Source organism: Nocardioides agariphilus, from assembly GCF_015352445.1.
GTDB classification, from domain to species: domain Bacteria; phylum Actinomycetota; class Actinomycetes; order Propionibacteriales; family Nocardioidaceae; genus Nocardioides; species Nocardioides agariphilus.
In genome coordinates, this window is sequence record NZ_JADKPO010000020.1 from 36,179 (window position 1) to 48,993 (window position 12,815).

Below are 12,815 nucleotides of genomic sequence, written 5' to 3' on the forward strand. Positions count from 1 at the left end.
CGGCGCAGCGTCCCGATGGTTGCGAGACGGTTGCCAGCGCAACCTCCCGCTCGCCGGTTGAGGAAGGCGCTCCAGCGCCTGTCTCGAAACCCCGGTCAGCGACGCAGCGTCTCCTCCGGTTTCGAGACGGTTGCCAGCGCAACCTCCTCAACCAGCAGACAGCGCTCGTTGGTTGAGGAAGGCGCGCCAGCGCCTGTCTCGAAACCCCGGTCAGCGACGCAGCGTCCCGATGGTTTCGAGACGGTTGCTAGCGCAACCTCCTCAACCAGCGGACAGCGGCGAGGAAGGCGCGACCATTTCGGCTAGGGCCACTCCACGCCCAGCCAGCGAGGGCCGACGGGGACGATGGTGACGGTGCGGGGGTCGAGCTCGCCCTCGGCGACGGCGGTGGGGCTGCGGGCGATGCGTACCTCGAGGCGCGAGTCGGCGAGGCCCTCGGCGATGCCCGTTCCCCACTCGACGACCGTGACGGCCTCGTCGAGCGACGCATCGAGATCGAGGTCGTCGAGCTCGTCGATGCCGCCGAGGCGGTACGCGTCGGCGTGCACGAGCGCGGGGCCGCCGGACAGCGAGGGATGCACCCGCGCGATCACGAACGTCGGTGACGTCACGTCGCCGCGCACCCCGAGCCCTGCGCCCAGGCCCTGGGTGAAGGTGGTCTTGCCGGCGCCGAGCTCGCCGGACAGCACCACCAGGTCACCGGCACGCACCAGGCCACCGACCAGCCGGCCCAGAGCGCGCATCGCGTCGGCGTCGGGTGCGGGATGGGTGCGCGGCACGGCGCGGCGGAGCTCGACGTACGGCGAGCGGCGGCCAGGCTGGCCAGGCTGGTCAGGCTGGTCAGGCTGGTCAGGCTCGACGAACCCGTGCCCACGCCAGAAGTCGACGGTCGCCGGCAGCTCCTCGCGGGCGACCACCGCGACCTCGTCACCGTCGGCGATCGACAAGGCCTCGGCCACCAGTGCACCGGCGACCCCGAGGCGCTGGGCTGACGGGACCACGCCGAACCGTCGCAGCCAGACCGTGCGGCCGTCGGCCTCCATCACGAGTGCGCCGACCGGATGCCCTTCCAGGGTCGCCAGCAGGCCGCCCCCGGCCGCCAGGGCGGCGCCGATGCTGTCGGGGGTCTCGGCCAGCGCGTCGGCCGGCGGGTCGAGCGGAGGGCGCGCACCGAAGGCCGCGCGTACCACGGCGTGCACCGCTGCCGCGGATTCGGCGCCGACCCGCCGTACGACGAGGGTCACCGCTCGTCCACGAGGTCACCGGCGGCAGCGAGGAGCTGGTCGAGCTCGGCGTTGACCTGGTCGTGGCGCTCGAGCATCACCATGTGGCCGGCGCCCGGGCACTCCAGCAGCGTCGAGCCCTCGATCAGTGCGTGCAGCCGGCGGCTGTGCTCGATGGGCGTGAGCCTGTCGGAGGTGCCGCAGATGATGGCGGTGGGCACGCTGCTCATCGCGTGCACGGTCTCGAACTTGTCGAGCGTGCCGAAGGTCGGGAAGAAGTCGGCGACGACACCGAACGGCGTGGCGGAGAGCATCTGGTCGACGAACTCGACGTACCTCGCCGGCACCGCGTCGCCGAACGACAGCTCGTCGGTGGCCACCAGCGCGACCGACCTGCCGACCCGGCGGAACCGGTCGACAGCCTTGTGCCCGCGGGCGAGGGCCGCGACGAGCCGCTGCGCAGCCTGGCCGCCGAGCGTCGACGGCAGCAGCGGCAGCACCACGCGGTGCGGCTCCACACCTCCCGCGGTGGTGGCGATCAGACCGACGCCGACCACGCGGTCGCCGAAGATCTCGGGATACTCCTCGGCCAGCGCGACGATGGTCATGCCGCCCATCGAGTGGCCCACCAGCACGACGGGCCCGTCCGGCACGGCCTGGTCGATGATCCGCATCAGGTCGCGGCCGCACTGCTCGATCGTCGCGTGCTCCTCGGCGGAGCGACCAGACCGTCCGTGGGAGCGCTGGTCGAAGTACACCGCGCGCACCAGACCGCGATAGGCCGCTCTCTGGAAGTGCCACGAGTCGAGGTTGAGGGCGTAGCCGTGCACGAAGACGACGGTCAGCTCGGCGAGGCGGCGTGGTCTCGACGCCCTCGACCGACGACCAGAGCCCTCGACCAACTGTGGGTCGAGCTCGTCGATCTCGACATGCAGCGGGAGGCCGTCGTCGGCCACGACGGTGAGGGGCTCGGATCGCAGCGACCCGAACGGCGTCTCATCGCCGACACCGCGTCGGGCGATGATCCGGTGGCGTTGGGCGACGCGCAGCGCCGTGCCGGCGGCAGCGACGCCGACCGCGCCTGCCGCCACCCCGAGGACCCGGCGAGCGGTGCTCATCTCAGTCTCGGTCTCCGTCCACGTAGCGGCGGACCAGGCGGGCCGAGCTGGCGCCGAACCTGGTCACGATCTCGTAGGAGATGGTGCCGCACGCCTGCGCCCAGTCCTGCGCTGTGGGCTCGCCGTGGGCACCGGGGCCGAACAACGTGACCGGGGTGCCGGCCGGGGCCAGCTCGCCTCCGAGGTCGACCACGACCTGGTCCATGCAGACTCGGCCTCGCACCGGCCGTCGTACGCCGTCGATCGCCACCTCGATCGCGTTGCTGCCGTGGCGGGGCACGCCGTCGCCGTAGCCGACCGGCACCAGGCCCACGGTCGTCGCATCGTCGGCGATCCAGGTGCGCCCGTAGGACACGCCCTCGCCGCGGTCGATGCGCTTGCTCAGCGCGAGCGGCGCGCGCACGGTCATCGCCGGCCGCAGGCCCAGGTCCGGCGTATGCCCGGGCGCCGGGTCCAGGCCGTAGGACGCGAGTCCCACGCGCACGACGTCGTAGCGGCTCTGCGGGCGCAGGATCGCGGCGGCGGAGTTGGCCAGGTGGCGTACGTCGGGGCGCAGGCCGGCCTCCTCGGCAGTTCGCAGCGCCGCTCGGTAGCGCTCGTGCTGGAGGTCGTTGGCCGGGTGGTCGGGCTCGTCGCTGCACGAGAAGTGGGACCAGATGCCGGTGATGCGGGCTCGTGCGGCCTGTTGATGTTCGGCGGCGCGCTGGGCGAGTGCGGGCCAGTCGGCCAGCGCCGCCCCACCACGGGACAGCCCAGTGTCGACCTTGAGCTGGACGCGTGGGTTCGCCCCGCTCGCCACGATCTGGTCGAGCCGTTCGACGGTGTAGGCGGTGACGTCGACATCCGACTCCACGGCGCGCGCGAGGCTGCCGTCCTCGACGTCCTCGGGGAGGGTCAGCCAGCACAGGATCCGACCGTCGTCGCCGGCATCACGCAGCCGCAAGGCCTCGGGCACGGTCGCGACACCGATCCACTCCGCACCTCCCCCGCGCGCAGCGCGGGCCGCCTCCACCATCCCGTGGCCGTAGCCGTCCGCCTTGACCACGGTCATCACCGAGGCCGGGGCGACGAGCCCGACGAGGGTGCGCACGTTGTGCCGGATGGCGGCCAGGTCGACCACGATCTCCGGACGCATGTCCCGGATTGTTTCAGAGCAGATCCCGCACCACGCCGGGGATCGCCCGTGCGACGTCGGGCGCGGTGATCGGTCCGCCCCGGGCGGCGTACGTCGCGGCGGCACCGTGCAGCCACGAGCCCACGCTCGCGGCGTCGTACGGCTCGAGCCCGGCGGCCAGAAGGGCCCCGATCAGCCCGGCGAGCACGTCACCAGCGCCGGCCGTCGCCAACCACGCAACCCCCGTCGTGGTGATGCGCGCGTTCCCGTCTGGCCGCGCCACCACGGTGTGACGACCCTTGAGCAGCACCACCGCGTCGTAGGTCACGGCCGCCTCACGGGCATGGCCCAGCGGGTCGCCCTCGATGTCGGCCCTCGCAGCCCCCGTCATCCGGCTCAGCTCACCGGCGTGGGGGGTCAGCACGGCAGGCACTCCGAGCGGGCCGTCCACGAGCCCGAGGGCGTCCGCGTCGACGACCAGCGGCACACCATCGGCGCGCGCCTCGGCCAGCATGGTGGCCACGTCGGGTCCGCCTCCGGAGCCGACGGCCCACGCCTGGACCCGGCCGTTCTCGGTGACGACATCGGGGTGCGCGGCCACCACGGCGTCGCGCGCGCCGGCGAGGTAGCGGACCATGCCGCACAGCCCCGCCGCGGCGCCGGACACGCACAGGACGCCGGCGCCGGGGTACCGCGCCGAGCCGGCCCTGATCCCGACGACGCCGCGCGTGTACTTGTGCGCGTGCTCGTCCGGCCTCGGCAGGAGGGCCACGACGTCCGCGGCCTGCAGGCTCTCGACGGCGGCCTCGGGCAGGTCCAGCCCGATGTCGACGAGGTGCACCGCGCCGGCGTACGCCGCCGCCGGGTCCGCGAGAAGCGCGACCTTGTGGGTCCCGAAGGTGACCGTGACGTCGGCCCTGACCGCTGGGCCGTCGATGCGGCCCGTGTCCACGTCGACCCCGCTCGGTACGTCGACCGCCACGACCGGCACGCCCCGCAGTACCTCCAGCGCGGCCACCGCCTCGGGGCGCAGGCCCGGTCGCCCGCCGATCCCCACGATGCCGTCGACGACCACGTCCTGCGGCTGGCTGGGTGCGGCCTCGACGACCCGGCCGCCGGCTCGCCTCAGCGCCTCGAGTCCCGCACGGTGGGGCGCAGCTGCGAGCAGCCACGCGCTCACCCGCACGCCGCGCCGGGCCAGCAACGCCCCGGCGTACAGGGCGTCTCCCCCGTTGTCGCCGCTCCCGACCAGCAGCGTCACCCTGGCGCCGTACGCCTGTGGGAGCAGGTCGAGTACGGCGTACGCCAGACCCGCCGCCGCCCGCTGCATCAGCGCACCCTCGGGAAGCCGCGCCATCAACGCGGTCTCCGCCGCCCGCACCTGCTCGACGGTGTGCGCGCTCCTCATGCCCTCACGCTAGTTGGCCAGGCCCTTCCGGGTCGTGTGCCCGAAGGTGCGTTCTACCGCACGCTGAGGGGAACGACCCTGGGCTGTGGAGAGCGCCCGACGCCGACGACGCAGATGTTGTTGCCTCTCCTCCATGCCACGTCGCGTCGACCGAGCCGACTGGAGGCCGCTGGCCGCATCTCAAGCCGGCCTGCTCACGAGGCGTCAGCTCCATGCGCTCGGGATCGACCGGTTCTTCGTCCGCAACCAGATCAGGGCCGGGCGATGGACGCTTCTCACGACCATGGTGATCGGTACGACGACCGGGCCGCTGTCACGTGAGGCAACCATGTGGTTGGGGGTTCTGCACGCTGGGCCGACTGCGATCGTGGGAGGGCTGACCGCCGCCGAGGTCCTCGGCCTCCGCAACTGGCATCGCGACGAGATCACCGTGCTGGTGCCGGACGAGCTCGACTTCGACGAGAGCGCCGTGCCTGGCGTGAGGTACGTGCGAACGCGTCGCGACCTGGCTGCCATGCGACTGCCCCGAGCGGGCCTTCCCACCTGCCGTGTCGAACCTGCGGTGTTGTTGTGGGCGGCGTACCAGAGGTCCCGCCGGACGGCTCAGGGCGTCGTTGCCGCAGCGATCCAACAAAGGCTCTCATCACCCGAGCTTTTCCGGGACTGGTTGCGCATCATGCGCCCACTGAGGTGGGCGGCGATGTTCCGTCAGGCATTGGCCGACATCGAGGGCGGCGCGCAGTCCCTGGCCGAGATCGACATCCGACGGTTGTGTCGCCGAGTCGGGATCGTGCCTCCGACGCGCCAGCGCAAACGCGTCGACTCTGCGGGCCGCACTCGCTTCACCGACTGCGAGTGGGTGCTCCCCAACGGTCACATCGTGATCCTGGAGATCGACGGCGGATTTCACATGGAGGTCGAGCACTGGGAGGACGACCTGGCGCGGCAGCGTCGCATCAGCGGACCTGGACGCACCGTGGTGCGATGCACGGCGCGCGAGGTCCGCGAAGACGACGGACAGCTTGGCCGCGACCTCATCGCTCTCGGAGTACCGCGTCGTGCCCCCAGGCGTGCGATCTAGCACACGCTCAGCCTCACGACTCCAAGACGACGACGGCAGAGGCGATGCCGGCGTCGTGGGAGAGGGAGAGGTGGACGTGGACGGCGCCGAGCTCGGTGGCGCGGGCGGCGACAGTGCCACGCATCAGGAAGAGGGGGCGCCCGGAGTCCTCGGAGACGACCTCGGCGTCGTGCCAGGCCAGGTTTCCGGGGGCGCCGAGTGCTTTGGCGAGCGCCTCCTTGGCGGCGAACCTGGCCGCCAGCGAGGCCATCCCGAGCGAACCCTCTGCGGGGGTGAAGAGACGTTCGGCGAGTCCGGGCGTGCGGGTCAGCGACTCCGCGAACCGCTCCAGGTCAACCACGTCGATGCCGACGCCGATCACGGCCACCAGCAGGCCTACTCGACCGTGACGGACTTGGCCAGGTTGCGCGGCTGGTCGACGTCGTGTCCCATGCGGCTGGCCAGCTCGCAGGCGAACAGCTGGAGGGGTACGACGGCCACGAGCGGCTGCAGCAACACCGGCACGCGCGGTAGGTAGATGACCGAGTCGGCGTAGGGCGCCACGGCCGGGTCGTCCTCCTCGGCGAGCAGGAGCGTGCGGGCACCGCGCGCGCGGATCTCCTGGATCGCGCTGATCATCTTGTCGTGGAGCTGGTCGCGACCCTGGGGCGGCACCACGCAGAACACCGGCAGGCCCTCCTCGATCAACGCGATGGGCCCGTGCTTGAGCTCGCCGGCCGCGAACCCCTCGGCGTGGATGTAGGCGAGCTCCTTGAGCTTCAGCGCGCCTTCCAGCGCCACGGGGAACCCGGCATGACGCCCGAGGAAGAGCACCGAACGCGCGTCGGCGAGGTCGGCAGCCAGCGCGTAGATCGCGTCCTTGCGGTCCAAGATGCCCTGGATGTGCCCGGGCATCTGCTCCAGCTCGTGGACGACACCGCGGATCTCGTCGCCGTACATCGTGCCCCGCACCTGGGCCAGGTAGAGGCCGAGCAGGTAGGACGCGACCAGCTGCGTGCTGAAGCCCTTGGTCGACGCGACACCGATCTCGGGGCCTGCGTGGGTGTAGATCACCGCATCGGACTCGCGGGGGATGGTCGAGCCGTTGGTGTTGCAGATCGCCAGCACCCTCGAGCCCTGCGCGCGCGCGTGCCGGATCGCCATCAACGTGTCGGCGGTCTCGCCGGACTGGCTGATCGCCACGACCAGCGTGTCCTGGGTGAGGATCGGGTCGCGATAGCGGAACTCGTGGGCGAGCTCGACCTCGCAGGGGATGCGGGTCCAGTGCTCAATGGCGTACTTCGCCACGAGACCCGCATAGAACGCCGTGCCGCAGGCGACCAGGATGATCTTGTCGACGTCGCGCAGCTCCTGCTCCGAGAGCCGCATCTCGTCGAGCTGGAGCCGACCACCGGGCGAGTGGCGCCCGAGCAGGGCGTCGGCCACGGCGTGCGGCTGCTCGAAGATCTCCTTGCGCATGAACCAGTCGTGGCCGTCCTTCTCGGCCGCCGACAGGTCCCAGTCGACGTGGTAGTGCTTGCCCTCGGCAGGCGAGCCGTCGAAGCCGGTCACCTCGACACCCTCGCGCGTGATCGTGACCACCTGGTCCTGGCCGAGCTCGAGCGCCTCGCGGGTGTGCTCGATGAACGCCGCGACGTCGGAGCCCAGGAAGTTCTCACCCTCGCCGAGCCCCACCACCAGCGGCGAGTTGCGGCGGGCGGCGACCACACGCGCAGGGTCCGCGGCGTCGACCGCCACCAGCGTGAAGGCACCCGCAAGCCGCTGGCACACCCGCTGCATGGCAACGGTCAGGTCGGCTCCCGCCTCGACCTCCGCCTCGAGCAGGTGGGAGACGACCTCGGTGTCGGTGTCGGACCGCATCTCGACACCCGCGTCCTCGAGCTCGCCGCGCAGCGCGGCGAAGTTCTCGATGATGCCGTTGTGGATCACCGCGACGCGGTCGTGCTGACCCAGGTGCGGATGGGCGTTGCGGTCGGTCGGCGCGCCGTGCGTGGCCCAGCGGGTGTGACCGATCCCCGTGGTCGAGGCCTCGAGCGGGTGCTCGGCCAGGTCCTTCTCGAGGTTGGCGAGCTTGCCCGCCTTTTTGTCGGACAAGATCGAGCCCTCGTGCACCAGCGCGATCCCGGCCGAGTCGTAGCCGCGGTACTCCAGACGCCGCAGGCCCTCGATCACCACGTCTTGAGCTGACTTCTCGCCGACGTAGCCCACGATGCCGCACATGCGCCCGAGTCTAGAGAAGCGGGCTTTGCAAGAATGCCGCGCATGCCCTCAGGCGACCACCCCATCGGCGCCAACGGGCACAGCGAGCGCGAGTCCTCGCCGTACGTCGAGCTCGACCGCTCCGCATGGGCCTCCCTGGCCGAGGAGGTCGAGGACCCGCTCTCCGAGGGCGAGGTCGAACGCCTGCGCGGTCTCGGCGACTACCTCGATCTGGAGGAGGTGCGCCAGGTCTACCTGCCCCTCTCCCGCCTGCTGAGCCTGCGGGTCGACGCGGCCGAGCGGCTGCACCGCGAGCAGGAAGGGTTCCTGCATCGTCCGCAGCCGCCGCGCACGCCCTTCGTGATCGGCCTGGCCGGGTCCGTCGCAGTCGGCAAGTCGACCACCGCCCGCGTGCTGCAGCAGATGCTGGCCCACTGGCCGGCCCACCCCAACGTCGTCCTGGTCACCACCGACGGGTTCCTGCTGCCGACCGCCGAGCTGGATCGGCGCGGGCTCCTGCACCGCAAGGGCTTCCCCGAGTCCTACGACCGCAAGGCCCTGCTGCGGTTCGTGATCGCCATCAAGTCCGGTCGCGACGAGGTGATGGCGCCGGTCTACGACCACCTCACCTACGACATCGTGCCCGGTGAGCACGTCGTCGTGCGCCAGCCCGACATCGTCATCATCGAGGGCCTCAACGTCCTGCAGCCGGCGCGGGTGCGCGAGGACGGCCGCGCCGGCCTGGCCCTGAGCGACTTCTTCGACTTCAGCGTCTACGTCGACGCCGCGACCTCCGACATCCGCCAGTGGTACGTCGAACGGTTCCTGCGCCTGCGCGAGACCGCGTTCCGCGACCCGGCGTCGTACTTCACCCGCTACGCCGCCTTGTCCCGCGAGCAGGCCGTCGAGACAGCCGAGCAGATCTGGGACTCCATCAACGGCCCCAACCTCGTCCAGAACATCCTGCCGACCCGCGGGCGCGCCGATCTCGTGCTGCGCAAGGACCGAGACCACTCGGTGAGGTACGTCCGGTTGCGCAAGCTGTAGGTCAATCGGTGGTCGATCACAGCACCTTCTGGAACTCCAGGATCTGCTCGACCAGCCGGTAGCCCAGCTGCCCGTTCACGGCGTTCATGTGCTCGTTGACGTCGGCGTTGCCGGTGAGCACGATCTGGCAGTCGGGGAACCGCGCGCGCAGCGACCGGTGGGTGGCCAGCTTCATCGCCAGGCCCAGCGAGTGGCCGCGGTGCTCGGGCAGCACCATGGTGATGCCGATGTTGGCCTGTGACGTGCGGGCGGCATCGACGAAGACGTCGTGGTAGCCGGCCAAGGAGCCGTCCGCCGAGAGCGCCGCGCCGGCCAGCCCGGTCGTGCCCAGCCTGGCCGCCCGCTCCTCGCGGCGACGGATGCGCTCGGGGGTGTAGTTGAGGTCGCCCATCTCGAGGTCGCCGGTCGGGATCATCCCGATGAACCGGTTGAGGGCACCGCACACGCCGTCCACGAGCTCGTCGGGGACGCGGTTGGTCCACTCGACGACCCGGTAGTCACCGATGCGTGCCGCGACGTGCTCGTCGAGGGCGCCCCACGAGCCGGCGTACTGCGGCAGGTCGAGCACCTTGAACCCCTCGCGGTTGGCCAGGGCGTAGCTGTGCCTGGCCGCGAACGGCTCGCCGGGCGAGGTGCCGCCGACCGGGGCGATCGCCTCTGCCACCAAGACGTTGCGTCCCCCTGAGGTGGCCACCTCCTCCACGGCAGCCAGCACCGCGGTACCGACGCCACGACGGCGCTCGGGCTCGGGCACGTAGACCTCGAGGTAGGCGTGGTCGGTGTTGTCGGACAGCGGCATGTTGGTCACGCCCGCGCCCACGACGCGCCCACCGTCGTAGGCGGCGACGAACACGAGGTCCCAGTCGGGGTTGTCGGTAGCGGCCGCCTGACGGGCCAGCTCCCACGGCGTGTAGGTGTCGTAGGGCCGTCCGGCCACGGCACCGTCGTGGGATGCCTGCCACCAGTCGCGCACCTGGGTCTCGTCGCACTTGTCGACCTGGCGTACGTCGATCACCCGAGAACCCTAGGAACTCCGGCCGCAGCGGGCGACCTGATTAGAGCGCGAGCTGCCGGCGTACGACGTCGGCGAGCCGGTGGGCGATCGCGTCGGCGTCGGACTGCGTGGCGGCCTCGACCATCACGCGCACGATCGGCTCGGTGCCGGAGGGGCGCAGCAGGATGCGGCCGGAGTCGCCCAGCGCAGCCTCTTCCTCGGCCACCGCGGCGGCCAGGATGCCGTCCTCCTCGACCCGCGACTTGTCGACGTCGGGGACGTTGACCAGCGTCTGAGGCAGTCGCTCGACGACCGAGGCGAGGGTCTTGAGCGAGTGACCGGTGGTCACCATCCGCTCCAGCACCTGCAGTGCCGTGAGCACGCCGTCGCCCGTGGTGGCGTAGTCGGTGAGGATCACGTGTCCCGACTGCTCGCCGCCCAGGGTGTAGCCGGAGACCTGCATCGCCTGCAGCACGTAGCGGTCGCCGACCTTGGTCTGGCGCACGCCGATCCCGGCGGCCCGCATCGCCTTGACGAAGCCGAGGTTGCTCATCACGGTGGCCACGACGGTGTCCTTGGCCAGAGTGCCGGCGTCCTTCATCGACAACGCCAGGATCGCCAGGAGCTGGTCTCCGTCGACGACGTTGCCCTCGTGGTCGACCGCCAGGCAGCGGTCGGCGTCGCCGTCGAGCGCGAACCCGACGTGGGCGCGGTGTTCGACGACGGCCTTGCGCACGGCGTCGAGGTGGGTCGACCCGCAGCCGTCGTTGATGTTGAGACCGTCGGGCGAGGCGTGGATGGGGATCACCCGCGCACCTGCGTCCTCGAGCGCGCGCGGCCCGACGTCGTAGGCCGCTCCCTCGGCGCAGTCGAGCACCACGCGCAGGCCCACCAGCGGGTGGTCGATCGAGCGGACCAGGTGGGCGGCGTACTGGTCGATCGCGCTGGGGTAGACGGTGATCCGACCGACGTCGCCGCCGGTCGGCCGGTCGAACTGCTCGGTCAGCCGCTTCTCGATCGCGATCTCGATGGCGTCGTCGAGCTTGAGCCCGCCGCGGGCGAAGAACTTGATGCCGTTGTCGGGCATCGGGTTGTGGGAGGCCGACAGCACCACGCCCAGGTCGGCGCCGAGGATGCCGGTCAGGTAGGCCACGCCAGGCGTCGGGAGCACCCCGAGCAGGAGTACGTCGACCCCGGCGGAAGCGAGCCCGGCCACGACCGCAGCCTCGAGGAACTGCCCGGAGATACGGGTGTCGCGGCCGACCACGGCCAGCGGCCGGTGCCCCTCGAACTCGCCGCGATCGGCGAGCACGTGGGCAGCCGCGACCGAGAGGTCCAGGGCCAGGCCCGCGGTGAGGTCACCGTTGGCCAGGCCCCGGACTCCGTCAGTGCCGAAGAGTCGGGCCAAGAGAACGGCTGGTCAGCGCTTGCTGTACTGGGGTGCCTTGCGGGCCTTCTTGAGACCGGCCTTCTTGCGCTCGATGACGCGGGCGTCACGGGTCAGCAGGCCGGCCTTCTTGAGGACCGCGCGGTTGGCGTCGAGGTCGACCGCGTTGAGGCAGCGGGCCACACCCAGGCGCAGCGCCCCGGCCTGGCCGGTGATGCCGCCGCCGTGGATGCGGGCGATCACGTCGAAGCGGCCCTCGAGCTGGGTCGCGGCGAAGGGCTCGCTCACCACCTGCTGGTGCAGCTTGTTGGGGAAGTAGGAGTCCAAGGTGCGGCCGTTGATGGTCCAGTTGCCCGAGCCGGGCACGATCCGGACGCGGGCCACGGCCTCCTTGCGGCGGCCGGTGGCCGCTGCGGGAGCGATGGTCGCGGGCTTCAGCGGTGCGTCGGCAGACGGGGCCGACTCCGAGCTGTAGGCGATGCCTGACTCGTCAGCGGTGTAGGTCTCCTCGACGTCGTCAGGCGAGGTGGTCTCGTTGGTGGTGTCGGTCACGACTCACATTCCTTACTGGCAGGTCTACTGGGAGATCTGGGTGATCTCGAACGGAACGGCCTTCTGAGCCGCGTGCGGGTGGTTCGGGCCGGAGTAGACCTTGAGCTTCTTCAGCAGCTGACGGCCGAGGCGGTTCTTGGGGAGCATGCCCCAGACGGCCTTCTCGATGGCCTTGCGGGCGTCCTTCTCGAGCAGCACGCCGATGGGGGTGGCGGTGAGGCCGCCCGGATAGCCGGAGTGACGGTAGGCCATCTTGGTCGTCTTCTTGTCGCCTGACAGCGCGACCTTCTCGGCGTTGACGACGATGACGAAGTCACCGGTGTCGACGTGCGGCGCGAAGATCGGCTTGTGCTTGCCGCGCAACAGCGTGGCGGCGGTGACGGCGAGCCTGCCGAGGACGACGTCCTCGGCGTCGATGACGTACCACTCACGGGTGATGTCACCGGACTTGGGGCTGTAGGTGCGCACAGCAGTGCCTTTTCGTTCGTAGGGATCGGGCTGGTCGTGCTGCGCCTTCTGACGAACTCTGCCTGGCTTCTCCTCATCCAGGTCTGCACCCGTTCCGGCTGAAGCGATGTGCTGGGACGGGCGCGGCAGGAGGCGCGACCGGCAAGTCTACGAAAGCCACGCGGCGAGCGCCAATCCGAGGAGATCGCCGAACCGGGGTGAGATGCCGACTTCGCGTCGGATGA

Annotated in this window: 12 protein-coding genes; 2 read left to right on the plus strand and 10 right to left on the minus strand. The window is 71.0% G+C overall.

Going from position 1 to position 12,815, the window contains the following annotated elements; translation table 11 throughout:
* Positions 1-302: 302 nt before the first annotated feature.
* Genes tsaE through ISU10_RS14960 form a run of 4 tightly spaced genes read right to left on the minus strand, consistent with a single transcriptional unit; the run spans position 303 to position 4,863 of the window.
* A complete protein-coding gene (tsaE, locus tag ISU10_RS23180; protein WP_370865429.1) occupies positions 303-1,244 on the minus strand; it encodes a tRNA (adenosine(37)-N6)-threonylcarbamoyltransferase complex ATPase subunit type 1 TsaE in 942 nt (313 codons plus the stop codon).
* Positions 1,241-2,341, minus strand: coding sequence for an alpha/beta fold hydrolase (locus tag ISU10_RS14950; protein ID WP_194697211.1), 1,101 nt, complete (start codon positions 2,339-2,341; stop codon positions 1,241-1,243). The genes tsaE and ISU10_RS14950 overlap by 4 nt, the downstream gene beginning before the upstream one ends.
* A 1-nt stretch (position 2,342) precedes the next feature.
* A complete protein-coding gene (gene alr / locus ISU10_RS14955; protein ID WP_194697212.1) occupies positions 2,343-3,476 on the minus strand; it encodes an alanine racemase in 1,134 nt (377 codons plus the stop codon).
* 13 nt (positions 3,477-3,489) lie between these two features.
* Positions 3,490-4,863 (minus strand): NAD(P)H-hydrate dehydratase, encoded by a 1,374-nt coding sequence (locus ISU10_RS14960; protein ID WP_194697213.1) that lies wholly within the window; start codon positions 4,861-4,863, stop codon positions 3,490-3,492.
* A 133-nt stretch (positions 4,864-4,996) separates the two neighbouring features.
* Here ISU10_RS14960 and ISU10_RS14965 point away from each other — a divergent pair, with 133 nt between their 5' ends.
* A complete protein-coding gene (locus ISU10_RS14965; protein WP_194697214.1) occupies positions 4,997-5,944 on the plus strand; it encodes a putative endonuclease domain-containing protein in 948 nt (315 codons plus the stop codon).
* A gap of 13 nt (positions 5,945-5,957) precedes the next feature.
* Here the strand turns inward: ISU10_RS14965 and ISU10_RS14970 are convergent, their stop codons facing one another.
* Both ISU10_RS14970 and glmS read right to left on the minus strand, forming a co-directional pair.
* Positions 5,958-6,311: a holo-ACP synthase gene (locus tag ISU10_RS14970; protein ID WP_194697215.1), complete on the minus strand. Its 354-nt coding sequence runs from the start codon at positions 6,309-6,311 to the stop codon at positions 5,958-5,960.
* Positions 6,312-6,319: 8 nt separating this feature from the next.
* The gene (gene glmS / locus ISU10_RS14975) at positions 6,320-8,164 is read right to left on the minus strand and encodes a glutamine--fructose-6-phosphate transaminase (isomerizing) (RefSeq protein WP_194697216.1); all 1,845 of its coding nucleotides are present in this window, start codon (positions 8,162-8,164) and stop codon (positions 6,320-6,322) included.
* A 42-nt stretch (positions 8,165-8,206) separates the two neighbouring features.
* On the opposite strand from glmS, the gene coaA reads away from it, so the two are divergent.
* The gene (gene coaA, locus ISU10_RS14980; RefSeq protein WP_370865430.1) at positions 8,207-9,190 is read left to right on the plus strand and encodes a type I pantothenate kinase; all 984 of its coding nucleotides are present in this window, start codon (positions 8,207-8,209) and stop codon (positions 9,188-9,190) included.
* A gap of 16 nt (positions 9,191-9,206) precedes the next feature.
* On the opposite strand, the gene ISU10_RS14985 is transcribed toward coaA, so the two are convergent.
* Genes ISU10_RS14985 through rplM form a run of 4 tightly spaced genes read right to left on the minus strand, consistent with a single transcriptional unit; the run spans position 9,207 to position 12,591 of the window.
* On the minus strand, positions 9,207-10,205 hold the full coding sequence (locus tag ISU10_RS14985; protein WP_194697218.1) for a GNAT family N-acetyltransferase: 999 nt from the start codon (positions 10,203-10,205) through the stop codon (positions 9,207-9,209).
* A 40-nt stretch (positions 10,206-10,245) separates the two neighbouring features.
* Positions 10,246-11,592, minus strand: a complete 1,347-nt coding sequence (gene glmM / locus ISU10_RS14990) for a phosphoglucosamine mutase (protein WP_194697219.1) — start codon at positions 11,590-11,592, stop codon at positions 10,246-10,248.
* Between the two features lie 12 nt (positions 11,593-11,604).
* A complete protein-coding gene (rpsI, locus tag ISU10_RS14995) occupies positions 11,605-12,123 on the minus strand; it encodes a 30S ribosomal protein S9 (RefSeq protein ID WP_194697220.1) in 519 nt (172 codons plus the stop codon).
* Positions 12,124-12,147: 24 nt separating this feature from the next.
* Complete coding sequence (rplM, locus tag ISU10_RS15000; RefSeq protein WP_194697221.1) at positions 12,148-12,591, minus strand: 50S ribosomal protein L13; 444 nt, start codon at positions 12,589-12,591, stop codon at positions 12,148-12,150.
* Between the last annotated feature and the right edge of the window lie 224 nt (positions 12,592-12,815).